The organism is Cytobacillus horneckiae, from assembly GCF_002835735.1.
GTDB classification, from domain to species: Bacteria; Bacillota; Bacilli; order Bacillales; family Cytobacillaceae; genus Cytobacillus; species Cytobacillus horneckiae.
In genome coordinates this window covers 138,661-153,816 of record NZ_PISD01000030.1, presented here as the reverse complement: position 1 = coordinate 153,816, position 15,156 = coordinate 138,661, and the positions used below count along the sequence as shown (strand labels likewise).

Here is a 15,156-nt window from a genome sequence, read left to right as displayed (position 1 = left end):
AGAAATGAAGAAAGCAATATTGTCATTCTTGTTAATTTTTACTTTGATATTAACAGGATGCGTAAACACGAAGTCTGATGTGGAAGAGAAATCTTCTGGCTCAGGCGGAAGCGGAGACAGCTCTCAACCTGAGATTGAAATCTTAGGTATGAGCAGCAATGAAGAGGACATGAATATTGTTCGCGATCAGCTCGTGAAAAATGGCTTTAAAGTGAAGCTAAATGTACAGCCTGATTACGGCAGCTATAAAGCACAGCAAGATGCGGGCAACTTTGATGTTGCAATCTCTAGCTGGACGACAGTAACAGGTAACCCAGATTATGCAGTGCGTTCGCTGTTTATTAGCGGCGGCGACTACAGCATTATGGCTGATGAAGATGTCGATGCACTGATTGATGAGGCAAGCACGCAAACACCTGAAGAGTATGCGGCTACGTATAAAGAGCTAGAGCAAGCACTTGTATTTGATAAAGCTTATATTGCTCCTTTATACAGCTCATATAAAACACAAGCATTAAATAAAGATTTATTAAAGCCGGACTCTGTCCGCTTGTCTAAATCACGTTCACTTGCTTGGGAGACAATTGATTTCCAAGATGAAGCAAAAAGATCAACAGATCCGTTAATTCTTTCACAAGCGATATCTACACTCACATCTCTTGATCCGATTAAAGGAAATGACGGTTCCATTAACATGCTTAACAGCAATATGTATGTTCGCTTAGTTAACTTAACAGACGATGATAAAGTGACAGCGGATGGTTCTCTTTCTCATAACTTCAGTATCGCTGAAGGCAACTCTGAATATTATTTCTTACTAAGGGATGATATTAATTTTGCAAAAATTACTGATAAAGAAGCTGTAGATACAGGTGAAATGGTTGGAGCAGAGGATGTTATTTTCTCGCTAGACCGTGCGAAAAATAAAGATTCTGTGCCAGATCACCGCACCTACAGCTTGCATGAGCATATTGAAAAAGCAGAAGTGGTAACTGATCTTTCTGAACTTGAGAAGATCAAGCAATCTGGCAGTGACGAATCTGTAAGAGCGGCGCTTGAAGAAGGCTTAGACAATGAAATTACTGAGCTAGTAGACAATAACGATGCTGTGGACAATGGGGCTGGTAAATACCAAGTGGTGAAAATGACAACAACTGAGCCATTCCCGCAAGTATTAAACTACTTAGCCCACCAATCTGCTGGTATCGTATCTAAAAAGCAAGTAGAAGCAATCAACACATATGATGTAGATAAGTTTGACGTGAACAAAGATATTCCTTACGGGGATCAAAATACAATAACTGAAGGGGCACAATACGACAACACGCTATATGCGAGCGGTCCGTATATCCTTTCTCATAAAAACGATTACGAAGCTGTTTTCTATAAAAACCCTGGCTACATGACAGGTACAGAAAATGAGCCAAAAATTGAAAATATTAACGTTCGTTTCATCGCAGACGTGGATAGCTCATTATCTGCACTGCGCAACGGCGAAACACATATTCTCTACAATGTACCTGAAAATAAATACGACACAGTCGAAAAAGATGATAAATTGCAGCTGCAAAGCATGGAAAGCAACGCGGTTTCTTATCTTCTATTTAATACAGAAGGACGCGAAGTATCTAAAAGTGAAGATCTAAGAAAAGCTGTGCTATACTCCATCAACCAGGATGAAATCATTGATTACTACCAAGGTAACAAAATCAAAGCCGTTTCTACCGTTAGCCCGCTTGTCAACACAGGCAATGAATTAAAAGCTGACGCTGACAAAGCAAAAGAATTCCTCGAAAAATACCAATCAGGTAACTAAACAATGGCTTGAAGCATATCCTCTTTACATGAGGATATGCTTTTTTTGGCTAAAATAATGATTCGATGTTCAGAAGGGTTCTGCAAAGAGCTGGGATTATATTAAGAAGATCTTTTAAATAGTCAGCTCATAAGGTTAAGAATAAGATTTATACTCTTTCAAATAAGGAACTAATCCGCCTTCGTTGAGGATTTTAACCATGACCTCAGGGATTTGCGTTCCTTCATATACCTCATTTGTTGATAGATTTGTAACCTGTCCATTCTGCAAGTCTACTTCTACTTCATCATTCATAGTGATAGAGTGATCTTTTACTTCAATGACCGGCAGGCCGATATTGATTGCGTTGCGAAAGAAGATGCGGGCGAAGGATTGAGCGACAACAGCAGAAATTCCTGCTTTTTTTAAAGCGAGAGGAGCCTGTTCTCTTGATGAGCCGCAACCGAAGTTGCTTCCTCCAACAATGATGTCGCCTTGCTTCACTCTTGAACGGAATTCAGGGTCTAAATCCTCAAGGACATGATCAGCTAAGTCTTGAAGATTAAGAGTCTTAGTATATTTTCCGGGTATAATCCGGTCTGTGTCGATATTATCTCCATATACATGTGTTTTTCCTGTAATAATCATGAAACTGCCTCCTTAAGTGTTGTAGGATCAGTAATTTTTCCATTCAAGGCGGAGGCTGCCACGGTTGCTGGCGATGCTAAATACACATTGGAGTGGCGATTGCCCATTCTTCCTTGGAAGTTGCGATTTGTTGCGGAAATTACATTTTCTCCATTCCCTGGCACTCCTTGATGTGTCCCAACACATGGTCCGCAGCCGGAAGAGATGAAGGAAGCGCCTGCTGCTGTTAAGGTTTCAACGGTGCCATCTCTAAGTGCATCTAAAAATACCTTTTGGGATGCAGGAGCAATGATTAGGCGGACATCTGGGTGAATGCGCCTTCCTTTTAAAATTTCCGCAGCCACGTGCAAGTCGTCCAATCTGCCATTGGTGCAGCTTCCGATAAAAGCCATTTGGATAGGAGTATCAATTGCCTCTGCAATATCCCTTACATTGTCTGGTGAGTGTGGTATGGCAATTTCAGGATTAATTTGGCTGACATTAAAAACGTATTCCTTCTCATATTCTGCATCATCATCACCATATATATGGTTGAAATCGTATGGTAGCTCTAATCCTGTAGTATCAACAAAGCAAGCTTTAGCTCCCATTTCAATGGCCATATTGGATAGAGTCATCCTTTCATCAAGTGAGAGAGAATCGACTGCAGGGCCAGTGAATTCAATTGCTTTATAGGTAGCGCCTTCGATTCCCAACTGCCCGACGATATATAAAATCAGATCTTTGGCAGCTACACCGCTTTGCAGCTTTCCATTTAAAGTGATCTTATATGAAGCAGGTACTTTTAGCCAAGTTTGCCCTGTCAGCATGACACCTGCCAAATCGGTTGATCCAACGCCTGTTGCAAAGGCACCCAATGCACCGTATGTACAAGTATGAGAGTCCGCTCCTAAAAACAATTGCCCCGGCTTCACATGATGATTTTCTACCATCAGCTGATGGCATATGCCTTCACCGATATCGTAAAGCTTTATATTCTGTACTTTCGCAAATTCCCTCATCAACGTATGAAGATTGGCGATTCTCTCGTTAGGTGCTGGTGCAGCATGGTCAATAATAAGGAAGACTTTTTTAGAATCCCACACCTTTTCTCCACCCATATCCTGAAAAGCTTTAATTGTAAGTGGTGCAGTTGTGTCGGTAGCCATTACACCATCCACATTGACAATAGCAATTTCATTTTGGTGAACTTGTTTATTTGCATGAGTTGATACGATTTTTTCAATAATGGTTTGTCCCATAATGAATCATCCTCCTAATTTTTGATAACCCATCATAGCTGATAATTTCTCTGCTGACTGAATAGCTGCTTCTATGAATAATTGTTTATTATTATCTAGCCTTGCAGAAAGTCCTGAGATGGAGAGTCCGCCCATGAGCTCATGCTGGCTATTTAAAATGGGAGTGGATATTGCAAATGCTCCTGTAATCCGTTCATTTCTACTGAAGGCAAATCCCTGGTCCTTGATTTGTATGAGATCTTTTTTTAGTGCCTTTGTTTCATCGTTCGTCATTCCAGATCCTTCAATAACTTCTTCAATTAGTTCCTCAGTGGAATAGGCGAGCAACAGTTTCCCGGAAGCTCCTTTATAAAGCGGGTAGGGGATGCCTAAGTGGATAAACTGGCGTATATCTTCCTTTCCCTCTATTTTTTCAACACATATTCTTGCTGCTCCTTGAACGATATTCAAGCTTATCGTTTCCTTAGACACTTCTGTAAGTCTATTCATAACAGGCAAGGCCATTCTTCTTAAGTCTAGATTTTCACTGACAATCTGGCCGAAATGAATAAATGGGAGGCCAAGCTGGTAAGTATTCTTCCCCTCATTTTTACTAATCAGTTCTTTTTTCATCAATGAAGAGAGCAATCGAAAGACGGTTGTTCGATTTAAGCCTGTACGTTTAACGAAATCATTCAGTGTTAACTCTGGTGTTTGCGCTGTGAAGCAATATAATAGTTCAATCGCTCTTTCAACCGATTGTACCGTGTCATTTGTTTTCAAATTGATTATCTCCTTATTGCATATTGTGAACAGTGTGTTCACTATACGAACATACAGATATCGTAAGGGAAGATAAAAAAGATGTCAATTGATTTATCTGATTTATTTTAATTTAAAATTAATTCTAAAACATTTGATAAAATTCATTGACTTGAAAATTTAAATGATGATAGAATTTATTAAAAATAGAACACGTTTCACAATATGGAACGATTGGAGGTGACTGAATGGAATATCAAAAATTATTAAGCGAGTACGCGATTAATTTTCAACTTCATCACGTATCGGAAGAAGTATTGCAAAGGGCGAAGCTAATCATTCTTGATTCAATTACTGCCGTCATTCACGGAAACCAATCTTCACACATGGTTAAGCTGCAAGAGGATATAGGTCGGAATGGAGCTTATGAGGGCTCTGCGACAATTGGAGGGCGAGATGCTCTTGTTAGCCCGCCGATGGCAGCTTTTATTAATGGCATCTCTATGGTGAGTGAGGAGATGGATGAAGGCAATCCAATTGCAAAAGGCCATCCGAGTTGTCACTTCTTTCCGTCTTTGTTGGCCCATGCTGAAACGAGTCAGTGCAATGGCAGAAGCTTTTTAGAAAGTTTCATTATTGGTTATGAGATCGCAGCACGAGCAGGTGCAGCAATTACTTTGCGTGAAGATATACATCCACATGGAAATTGGGGAGTGATGGGGGCTGTTTTTGCTTTAGGCAAGCTAAAAAACTATCAAGCAAGTGAGTATGAGCGTGGTTTTTATTTAAGCAGCTCATTGCCGAATGTTTCTTTATGGCAGCCCGTGATTGAAGGTCATCGATTAAGGGATGTGTATATCGGCTTGAATAATATGCATACATTCTTAATTGACCATCTTGTAAAGGCTGGTTTTTCAAGCAGTCCTGATGCCGTTGAACAAATCTATGGGAGTGGGATAATTGGGAAGCGCTTTCAAAGCGAGAAACTAACAGAAAATCTTGGTGATGAATACTATTTGCTGAAGACGTATTTTAAATTCTATGACTTTTGCCGTTTTTGCCACTCTCCGATGGATGGAGTGAATAAGATATTAGAAATAGAAACAATTCTACCTGAAGATGTGGAGAGAGTAGATATCTTTACATATTCAATGGCAGCAAAGCTGAATAATCAAAATGTGAAAAATGAGTATGCAGGCAAATTTTCTATACCATATGCTGTAGCAAGTTTATTTTATCCAAAGGGAAAACAGCATGAAGAGAGGCTTATGTTTGCCAAAAAAGTATTTGTTCATGAGAATCCAAATATGACGAGATTACTGCCAAATAAAAGGAATTCACGTGTTGAGCTGAAAATGACAAACGAACGACAATATACGATGGCAGTGAGCGGAGCAAGCGGAGATTCCAATGAGGCTAATCTTGAAGAAAGCGTAATTGCTAAAAATGAAAGCATTTTATGTAAGCATTTCGGCATTGAGCAGGCAAGGATGCTTGTAGATAAAATTTTATCTTTAGAAGAAATAAAAGATACTTCAACAATTACAAAATTAATGAAACCAGCTTTTGAATTATTTTAAAATAAAAAATTTTGTAAATAAATCTGACATTATAGTTGTCATTTGATTTATATAGGATTACTATGAGGATTAAATGAAACACGTTTCACAATATGGAACAATATGGAGGATTCAACAATATGTGGGATGCCGAGTTAGATGTAGTTGTAGCAGGAGCTGGAGGCTGCGGCTTGGTGGCTGCATTAGCAGCAGCAGAAAAAGGCTTAGAGGTGGGTATATTCGAAAAAACGGAATTTGTATTAGGCAATACAGCTGCCAGTGCCGGAATGATTCCTGCAGCAAATACGAGATTTCAAAAAGAGGCAGGAATTTTCGAGACTGCAGAAGAGATGACAGAGGATATTTTAAAGAAAAACCACTATGAGAGTGACTACAATTTAACTTTAGCGGTGTGTAAAGTATCGGGGTATTTAGTGGAATGGATGGTTGATTCACTGCAAATTCAGCTTTCACTAGTTAAGGAATTTAAGTATCCAGGGCAAAGAAATTTTCGAATGCATGCACCGCCCTCGAGATCGGGTTTGGAGCTAATTAAAAAACTTAAACAAGCTGTTACAAGCAAGGACAATATATACTTGCTTGTAAAATCGGAAGTCAGCGAATTAATAACAAATGAGAATAATGAAGTGATTGGAATAGAAGTAAAAACAAGCGATGGTGTGCAGAGGATTAAAGCTAAAAAGGTGATACTAGCGACAAATGGCTTTGGAGCAAATAAAGAGATGGTGCGTAAATATATTCCGGAAATAGCTGATGCCCTCTATTTCGGCTATGAAGCAAATACAGGTGATGCCATCAGGATGGGAGAGAAAGTGGATGCATCTATTGCTTCGCTAACAGGCTATCAAGGGCACTCTGCTGTTGCAGAATCACAAGGCATCTTAGTGACATGGGGAACCATCATGATGGGCGGTTTTATGGTCAATCAAAATGGCGACCGGTTTGGAGACGAATCTCATGGATATTCAGAATTCGCTATCCAGGTATTAAAACAGCCAGGACAATGCGGCTATATTATTATCGATCAGCATATTTACGATCAGCTGATAAGTATTGAAGATTTTAAACAGCTTGTTGAGATGGAAGCTTTTAAAACAAGTACTTCAATCGATGAGCTAGCCAGTTTGTTACAATTGCCAGCAGATCATCTCCATAAAACCTTCAAATCAGTTCATAAAGCAGTTGAAGAAGGAACTGATTCATTTGGAAGAACAGAATGGCCGAGAAAGTTAGCTTCTTCCTATTATGCGATTAAAGTGTCACAGCTCTTTTCCATACGCAAGGTGGATTGCTAATTAATACACATGCTCAGGTGATCAATAAAGAAGGAAAATCCATCCAGAATTTATATGCAGGTGGAGGTGCTGCGGTCGGGATATCAGGTGACCATTCTTATGGTTATATGTCAGGCAACGGCCTCTTAGCCGCATTAGGTTTTGGGAAAATTGCAGGCGATCATGCGGCATTATCAATTTTAAATGAAGGGATGGAAGTGAAATGACAAGACCATGGGAAGATATGTTAACTGAGGTAGATAGACTGGTTATTCAAAAGGGTGGTTATGGAAAAAAGAGAGGGTTAGGGAGCAAGCCAGCGCTTGTCATTATAGACATTCAGCATAACTATGTAGGAGCAAACCTTCCGATTGAGGATCAGCTAGATACTTGGCCAAGCGGCGGAGGTGCAAAGGCATGGGAGGCCATCGCGAAAATTAAGGAAATGAAAAAGTTTGCTGATCAATTAAATATACCGACGATTTATACAAGGAATGTACAAAAGAAAACAATAAATTTTGATTCTTTTGCGGTTAAAGCTGAGCGAGATAACTCTAAGTATATTGACGGAAGGCCAGAAGCGCAAATTGTTTCTGAACTGGAGCCGGAAAGCAAAGATCTCGTCGTTGATAAAAGCTATGCAAGCGCATTTTTTGGCACGCCGCTTATTAGTTATTTAGTAAAAATGGGTGTAGATTCATTAATTATCGTTGGCGGATCAACGAGTGGGTGTGTACGAGCAACAGCGGTTGATGCAGTCACTCATAATTTTAATGTAGCAGTTGTCGAGGATTGTGTATATGATCGCATCGAGCTTTCGCATAAAGCCGGGCTACTTGATCTTTGGATGAAATATTGTGATGTACTGCCGTCAGATGAAATTTACACTTATTTAAAACAATTTCAAGAAGGAGGAGTCAAAGTTGAAGGTTAATCAGCTGATTAAAAACGGTCTTGTCGTTTTCCCTAAAGAAGGAGTAAAAGCTGTTGATATTGGTGTAGTTGATGGAAAAATCGCTGGTGTTTTCAGTCGAGAAAATGAGGTGCAGGCTGATGAAGTGATTGATGCAAATGGCTTGCATGTGTTTCCTGGAGTCATCGATGCCCACCAGCATTTAGGAATCTATAACTCTATTGAAGAAGATTTTCTCGATACGAAACAGCATGCGGTTGGAGGAATCACAACGCTTGTCAATTATGACCGGCAACCGGTCAGCTATTTAGACTTTTTCCCGAAAGTACAAGATATCGGCGAAAAGCATAGTTATATCGATTTTACATATAGCTTGGGCATTTTGACAGAACAGCATATTGATGAGCTTGAAGAGACGGTTAAACGATTTGGACTAACCTCCTTTAAGTTTTTTAGAAATTATGAACGGCAACTAAATGATAAATTTAAAATTTCCAATGGCATTAACTTGTCTTCTTATGATTTGATGCGTCTTTTGGAGAAATTTAAATCTATCTCTCCTAAACTGCTATTAGCGATTCATTGCGAGAATATGGATATTAATCGCAGCTTGATTAAGAACTATAAAGAAGAGGGTGTGGACGAAGGACTGAAAACATGGTCTCTTACAAGTCCTGGTTTTGCAGAAGCGGAATCACTATTAAGCACATTGTATATTAATTCGATTGTTGGCGGAAATGTTTTCATTGTTCATTTGACTTCAGGTGCCAGTATCGACGTGCTTGAAAAGGCACCATGGCTGCTCGAAAAAGGAGTAAAAGTAGAAACCTGCCCCCATTATTTAAACTTAACAGAAGAATCGTCGACCGGATTGAAAGCAAAGGTAGGCCCGCCGATTCATGGGCAATATGATTCGGACCGTTTATGGGATGGCATAAAGAAAGGCATTGTGAATGCGATTGGGACAGACCATGTGCCAGGATCACTTGCTACAAAATTCTCCAAGGGTAATGGAGTATTTGAGGCAGAATACGGATTCCCAAGTGCAGGTGCCTTGTTGCCAATGATGATTACTGAAGGCCATGTAAAGAGAGGCATTCCGCTTGAGAGAATTGCCGATATTACATCCTATCAGGTAGCGGAGTCTTTTAATTTGGAAACGAAAGGCCGAATTGAAGTGGGCGCTGATGCCGATTTTGCCATTGTCGATTTAGATAATGCGAAAAAGGTATCCCCGGAAGTGCTTCATTCGAATTCAGATTATTCTATATTTGATGGGTTTGAGACAGTAGGATGGCCTGTGTACACCATCAGCAGGGGAGAAGTAATTGTAGACAACGGGAAGCCAACGAAGGAAAGTGGTAGAGGTAAGTTTGTCAGAAGGTTCATTTAATGATAAAAGCGGGGGATGGAATTGAAAAAAATCGTTTTTTTTATGCTGGCAACGCTGCTCATATTGACTGGCTGTACCGGAAAGGCACAATCAGGCGAGGAGAATATTGTTAAAATCGGCGCGCTTCATCCATTGAGTGGCGGATTGGCTAATGAAGGACAGGAAATGCGGGATGCAGCCAGACTTGCAGTGAAGGAAGTCAATGAAGCAGGGGGAATCAAGTCTTTAGGCGGTGCGAAGGTAGAATTGATCGAGGCAGATCATGAAGGTGCACCAGAAAAAGGGATGTCAGAAATTCAAAGGCTAGATCGAGAGAAAGTAGTCGGTGTAATTGGCGCTTATTCAAGTGGCGTTACATTGCCTGCAACACAAGAAGCGGAGAGAGCGGGCATACCTTTTGTTGTCGATATTGCCACAGTCGAAGAGGTAACGGAAAGAGGCTTTAAATACACGTTCAGGGTGCAGCCGCCGGCTTCAATGATGGCTGAGAACTTTTTAGAATACTTCGATGTTCTGAATGAAATGAGTGAAACGCCTTTAGAAACGGTTGTTCTTGTCCATGAAGATTCAGTGTTTGGAACTAGTATAGCCAGTTTAATAGAGAAAGGGGCATCTGATCATCAAATTGATGTATTGGATAATATCCCTCATGCTGCGACAGCCGCAGACATATCTTCAACAATAAATAAAATCAATCGGCTTAAGCCAGATGCGGTGATTGCAACGACCTATTTGCGTGACGGAACGCTGCTAGTAAACGGATTAAATCAATCTAACTTCCAGCCTAAGGTAATCATTGGTGTAGCCAATGGAGCCTTTAGTAATACAGCATTTATAAATGATGAAACAGATATTAATCAACATATTATGGATGTCAATTATTCTATCAATCCTCAAAGCGAACTGGCTTTGGAAGTTTCGCAAAAATATGAGGACCAATTTAATAAACATATGGGACCGAATGCAGCATATTCTTACACTGCCACGAAGGTCCTGATTGATGCAGTAGAGAGAGCGGGCTCAACCGACCGTGCAAAAATCCAAGAGGCATTATCAGAAACGAATCTAACAGAGCACATTCTTCCGCAGGATACGATTGTATTTGATGAAAGTGGGCAAAATGCAAATGCTCAAGCCGTCCTGAATCAAATCATCAACGGAGAAACAAAAGTTATTTACCCTGATGAATACAAGAATGCAGACCCTGTATTGCCAACAAAGTAAAGATAAACAGGGAACAAATATCGTTCCCTCAGAGTGCCTTCGAAAGTGATGATAGGAAAATTTAATTGAAATTGGAGAGGTGTCCGATCGACTCCGGTGAGAGAGTAGCGAGACAGTCGAGACACTAAAGGCGCGTAGCGCCGAAGCGAGCGGTTAGCCTCGGAGAATCGCAAACCCTTCATTTTCATTTTTGAGATGAGTTTCTCTACAGGGGAACTGATTTAGTTCACTTTTATAAAAAGACTAAGAATAGGAGGGAAGTTGATGCTCACTTTGATTTTGCAGTCCTTAGTGGACGGTATTCTTATGGGAGGCATATATGGACTGGTAGCAATTGGCCTTACTTTGATCTTTGGCGTAATGAAAATTATTAATTTCGCTCAAGGAGCATTATTAATGCTTGGCATGTATATTTCATACTGGTCTTTTATCTATCTTGGAATCAATCCTTATTTATCTATCCCATTAAGTGCAATTTCTTTATTTTTTATTGGCGCGCTTATTCAGAAGACGATTTTATCAAAGATGCTGAATGCGCCGGAGCATAATCAATTGCTGGTGACGCTCGGAATTATGCTCGTGATCGAAAATTTAGCTTTAATATTATGGAGCCCTGACTTTCGCAGTGTAAAATTAGACGGTTTTATTCAAACGCTAAATATAGGCGGAATAGGAGTGAATGTCCCGAAGCTAATCGCTTTTATTGCAGCTATTGTATTATCTATAGCCCTGTTTTTGTTTCTTAAGAAAACGATGCTCGGGAAGGCGATTCGTGCAACATCAATCAATCGGAACGGTGCATTGCTATCAGGTATTAACACAAACCGCATTAACTATATTGCCTTTGGCTTGGGCGCTTCACTTGCAGCAATCGCTGGGTCGCTTATTACGCCATTTTTCTATACTTCACCTACAGTTGGAGCTACTTTTATTTTAAAGGGATTTGTCGTAGTCGTGCTTGGCGGACTTGGGAATTTTATCGGAGCCATCATCGGTGGTCTCATTATTGGCGTTTCCGAAGCCTTAGGAGGCGCATTTTTACCAGGAAGTTTGAAAGAGCTCATGACGTATATCATATTTGTGATTGTACTTATGGCAAAACCTAATGGCTTGTTTGGAGGGAAAGCGCGATGAAGAAATCTCCTATTCTAATCACCTTAGCATTAGTTGTTTTTGCGATTTTTCCTCTTGTTGTTAAGGACCAGTATTATATGCATATCGCGATTCTAATTTTGTATTATGCGTTGGTGAGCCAGGCGTGGAATATACTGAGCGGATACTCTGGGCAGTTTTCCTTCGGACATGCGGCCTTTTTTGGAACAGGGGCTTATACATCAAGCATTTTGTTTACTAAACTCGGCATGTCACCTTGGATTGGCTTGATAATCGGCGCAGTAATTGCAGCAGTGATTGGCCTTTTTATAGGGTACTTATCCTTTCGCTTTAAGCTAAGAGGTGTGTTTTTTTCTCTCGGGACACTGGCATTTGCCGAAATTTTACGAATAATTATTCAGAATTTTGACGTTTTTAATAAAACACTTGGGGTGCTTATTCCATACAAACCTGATCCACTCATGTTTCAATTTAGCTCGCGGACGACTTATTATTACATCATTTTAATATTTGCTATAGCAGTAACGGCACTAGTCTATTATATCAGCCGTTCCAAATTAGGCTACAACTTGGTTGCTATCCGGGAAAATGAAGATGCTGCTCAATCGCTTGGTGTCAATACGTATAAGAATAAAATGATTGCTATTGCAATCAGTGCAAGCTTAACGGCAATTGGAGGGACATTCTATGCGCAATATATGCTTTTTATTGAGCCTGCGACGACTTTCTCCAATGATGTCTCGATCAATATTTTGCTGCCAGCTATCATTGGTGGAGCAGGAACAGTTCTAGGTCCAATCGTAGGTTCACTTATTATCATTCCGATTGGCGAGCTTACAACCACTTGGTTCGGAAACTTTGTAGGCGTTAATTTAATGGCTTACGGGGTCATTTTAATTCTTGTCATGCTGTACTTGCCGGAAGGAATTGTTGGATGGTTCCAAAACAAATTTGGGAAGAAAAAAAGTGCAAAGAAAAATAAAGATAGCAGCATAAGCGGGGGTGAAGAAGTTGGAACTCTTAAAAATTGAAGGATTGACAAAACGCTTTGCTGGCCTAGTAGCGGTAAACAATGTCAGCTTAACGCTCAACAAAGGGGAAATCGTTGGCTTAGTCGGTCCAAATGGAGCAGGAAAGACAACTTTATTCCATTCAGTATGCGGATTTCACAAACCGGAGGAAGGATCTGTTACGTATAAAGGAAAAGAGCTGATTGGAAATAAACCTGAGCATATATGTAAAGAAGGGATTGCGAGGACATTTCAGATTGTGCAGCCCTTTGGCAATCTGACCGTGTTGGAGAATGTCATTGTAGGCGCATTTAATCGAGTAAAAAGCTATAAAGAAGCGGAAAGATTAGCTTTAGAAAAACTAGATTTAATTGGTATCTCTTCTTTTGCTTATTCCAGAATGAAAGACCTGACCTTTCCGTATCAAAAGAAAGTGGAAGTAGCGAGGGCACTTGCTACAAGTCCTGAGGTTCTTTTTTTAGATGAAGTGATGTCAGGGCTGAATCCGTCGGAGGTAAATGAATTCATTGAGCTTATCAAGCATATAAGAGCCAGCGGAATTTCCATCTTCTTCATTGAACATCTCATGTCAGCGGTAATGGCATTATCTGATCGCTTGGCTGTTATGCATCTTGGGGAAAAAATAGCTGATGGCGATCCGCAAGAAGTAATGAAAATTCCGACTGTAATAGAGGCGTATTTAGGGGAGGAAGTATCATAATGCTAAAAGTATCGAACCTGAATGCAGGATATGGGAATCTACAGGTGTTAAGAAATATCAGCTTTGAAGTGAACTCCGGCGAATTAGTCAGTATACTAGGAACGAACGGTGCAGGTAAAACTACTTTATTAAGGACGCTATCGGGGTTAATTTCTGCTGGAAGCGGACAAATAGAGTTCAGTGGAAAGCAGATACAAAAAATGCGGCCAGAAAATATTGTCAAAGAAGGATTAATCCAGGTGCCTGAAGGCAGATTGTTATTTACTGAAATGACAGTGCGTGAAAACCTGGAATTAGGTGCTTACTCTTCTGGGGCGCGTAAAAATATGAATAAGAACATCGAGTACTGCTTTCAGCTTTTTCCGATTTTAAAGGAAAGGGAAAACCAAATGGCAGGAAGCTTCAGCGGTGGCCAGCAGCAAATGCTTGCGATTGGAAGAGCGTTGATGGCTGAACCTAAGATTCTTTTGTTAGATGAACCTTCCACCGGATTATCGCCGTTATTAACAAAACAAGTATTTGACATCATTAACGAAATTAAGCAAGAGGGAGTCACTGTCCTGTTAGTTGAACAAAATGCACATCAAGCATTATCTATGTCTGACAGGGGATATGTGATTGAGAATGGCGAAATAGTAATGGAAGGTACAGCAGAGTCTTTGATGAAGGACAATAAATTAAGAGAATCCTATTTAGGACTAGCCAATTAAGTACCTTGCACCGAATAGTTTTTTGATAGACTGGAGAGCTCACATAATGAAAATAATTGAAAAAATGGCTAAAATACTATCTTTATATTCTATGGATCGAACAAGCTTATCTATTAGTGAGGTGCAGGAGGAGCTGGGATACCCAAAAAGCACCGTCTTTCGAATTTTAAACGCACTAGAAGAATTTGATTATATTGAAAGAAATAATGATACACATAGATATTCTTTAGGCGTCAATTTCTTTAGGCTTGGCAGCATTGTTCAAAGCCAATTAGATTTTAGGCATGTAGCTATGCCGATTATGAAGAAAATAGTAGAAGAGACGAGCGAAACAGTGGAACTCAATATAATAGACGACCTTAATAGAGTATGCGTTGAGAAGGTTGATAGTCCTCAGGACGTTCGGAACTTTGTAAGAATTGGAGAACGAAAGCCGCTTCATTTAGGTGCCTCAGGAAAGGTATTGATTGCATTCCAAAAGGAAACTGACCTAGAAAAAATATTAGATAATCTAGCTGAGCAAAACAGTAATATACCTATTCAAGCGCTTAGAGAAGAACTTAACCAAATCAACGAACGTGGCTTTTGTGTGACGAAAGGTGAAAGGGTCCCTGGCAGCTTTGCTATTGCTGCACCTGTGTTTGATCAGAACAAGGAGATGGTTGCGAGCCTTACGATTGCCGGTCCCATTCAGAGACTTACACCAGAACATGAGGATGAATTGGTCGCAAAAATAAATGAAGGTGCCAGACAAATCAGCAATAGCCTCGGGTATTTTGAGTAAAAGAAGGAG

15 protein-coding genes are annotated in these 15,156 nt (G+C 40.1%); 12 read left to right on the top strand and 3 right to left on the bottom strand.

Annotation, left to right across the window (positions count from 1 at the left end):
- Nucleotides 1–4: 4 nt before the first annotated feature.
- Nucleotides 5–1,816 (top strand): ABC transporter substrate-binding protein, encoded by a 1,812-nt coding sequence (locus tag CWS20_RS14165; protein WP_066189354.1) that lies wholly within the window; start codon nucleotides 5–7, stop codon nucleotides 1,814–1,816.
- 135 nt (nucleotides 1,817–1,951) lie between these two features.
- On the opposite strand, the gene CWS20_RS14160 is transcribed toward CWS20_RS14165, so the two are convergent.
- The 3 genes from CWS20_RS14160 to CWS20_RS14150 are packed head-to-tail and all read right to left on the bottom strand — an operon-like array spanning nucleotide 1,952 to nucleotide 4,446.
- Nucleotides 1,952–2,443, bottom strand: coding sequence for a 3-isopropylmalate dehydratase small subunit (locus CWS20_RS14160; protein ID WP_066189358.1), 492 nt, complete (start codon nucleotides 2,441–2,443; stop codon nucleotides 1,952–1,954).
- Nucleotides 2,440–3,684, bottom strand: coding sequence for a 3-isopropylmalate dehydratase large subunit (locus tag CWS20_RS14155; RefSeq protein WP_066189361.1), 1,245 nt, complete (start codon nucleotides 3,682–3,684; stop codon nucleotides 2,440–2,442). The genes CWS20_RS14160 and CWS20_RS14155 overlap by 4 nt, the downstream gene beginning before the upstream one ends.
- 6 nt (nucleotides 3,685–3,690) lie before the next feature.
- Nucleotides 3,691–4,446 (bottom strand): IclR family transcriptional regulator, encoded by a 756-nt coding sequence (locus CWS20_RS14150; protein ID WP_066189365.1) that lies wholly within the window; start codon nucleotides 4,444–4,446, stop codon nucleotides 3,691–3,693.
- Nucleotides 4,447–4,673: 227 nt separating this feature from the next.
- Here CWS20_RS14150 and CWS20_RS14145 point away from each other — a divergent pair, with 227 nt between their 5' ends.
- The 11 genes from CWS20_RS14145 (at nucleotide 4,674) to CWS20_RS14095 (ending at nucleotide 15,147) form a co-directional block, all read left to right on the top strand.
- A complete protein-coding gene (locus tag CWS20_RS14145) occupies nucleotides 4,674–6,005 on the top strand; it encodes an MmgE/PrpD family protein (RefSeq protein WP_066189368.1) in 1,332 nt (443 codons plus the stop codon).
- Between the two features lie 119 nt (nucleotides 6,006–6,124).
- Entirely contained in the window at nucleotides 6,125–7,300 is a 1,176-nt protein-coding gene (locus CWS20_RS14140; protein ID WP_158237007.1) for an FAD-dependent oxidoreductase, read from the top strand.
- Nucleotides 7,294–7,506, top strand: coding sequence for a hypothetical protein (locus CWS20_RS29000; protein ID WP_101226332.1), 213 nt, complete (start codon nucleotides 7,294–7,296; stop codon nucleotides 7,504–7,506). The genes CWS20_RS14140 and CWS20_RS29000 overlap by 7 nt, the downstream gene beginning before the upstream one ends.
- Nucleotides 7,503–8,213, top strand: coding sequence for an isochorismatase family protein (locus CWS20_RS14130; protein ID WP_066189374.1), 711 nt, complete (start codon nucleotides 7,503–7,505; stop codon nucleotides 8,211–8,213). The genes CWS20_RS29000 and CWS20_RS14130 overlap by 4 nt, the downstream gene beginning before the upstream one ends.
- The gene (locus tag CWS20_RS14125; RefSeq protein WP_066189377.1) at nucleotides 8,203–9,585 is read left to right on the top strand and encodes a dihydroorotase; all 1,383 of its coding nucleotides are present in this window, start codon (nucleotides 8,203–8,205) and stop codon (nucleotides 9,583–9,585) included. The genes CWS20_RS14130 and CWS20_RS14125 overlap by 11 nt, the downstream gene beginning before the upstream one ends.
- Before the next feature lie 21 nt (nucleotides 9,586–9,606).
- Nucleotides 9,607–10,809 carry an ABC transporter substrate-binding protein gene (locus tag CWS20_RS14120; protein ID WP_066189380.1) on the top strand — a complete coding sequence of 401 codons (1,203 nt, stop codon included), beginning with the start codon at nucleotides 9,607–9,609 and terminating at the stop codon, nucleotides 10,807–10,809.
- 264 nt (nucleotides 10,810–11,073) lie between these two features.
- Nucleotides 11,074–11,943 (top strand): branched-chain amino acid ABC transporter permease, encoded by an 870-nt coding sequence (locus CWS20_RS14115; protein ID WP_066189383.1) that lies wholly within the window; start codon nucleotides 11,074–11,076, stop codon nucleotides 11,941–11,943.
- The gene (locus CWS20_RS14110) at nucleotides 11,940–12,953 is read left to right on the top strand and encodes a branched-chain amino acid ABC transporter permease (protein WP_066189386.1); all 1,014 of its coding nucleotides are present in this window, start codon (nucleotides 11,940–11,942) and stop codon (nucleotides 12,951–12,953) included. Before CWS20_RS14115 ends, CWS20_RS14110 begins: the two co-directional genes overlap by 4 nt.
- On the top strand, nucleotides 12,925–13,653 hold the full coding sequence (locus CWS20_RS14105; protein ID WP_241504189.1) for an ABC transporter ATP-binding protein: 729 nt from the start codon (nucleotides 12,925–12,927) through the stop codon (nucleotides 13,651–13,653). Before CWS20_RS14110 ends, CWS20_RS14105 begins: the two co-directional genes overlap by 29 nt.
- A complete protein-coding gene (locus CWS20_RS14100; protein WP_101226331.1) occupies nucleotides 13,653–14,363 on the top strand; it encodes an ABC transporter ATP-binding protein in 711 nt (236 codons plus the stop codon). The genes CWS20_RS14105 and CWS20_RS14100 overlap by 1 nt, the downstream gene beginning before the upstream one ends.
- A 46-nt stretch (nucleotides 14,364–14,409) precedes the next feature.
- Nucleotides 14,410–15,147 carry an IclR family transcriptional regulator gene (locus tag CWS20_RS14095; RefSeq protein WP_066189396.1) on the top strand — a complete coding sequence of 246 codons (738 nt, stop codon included), beginning with the start codon at nucleotides 14,410–14,412 and terminating at the stop codon, nucleotides 15,145–15,147.
- The last annotated feature ends 9 nt before the right edge of the window (nucleotides 15,148–15,156 follow it).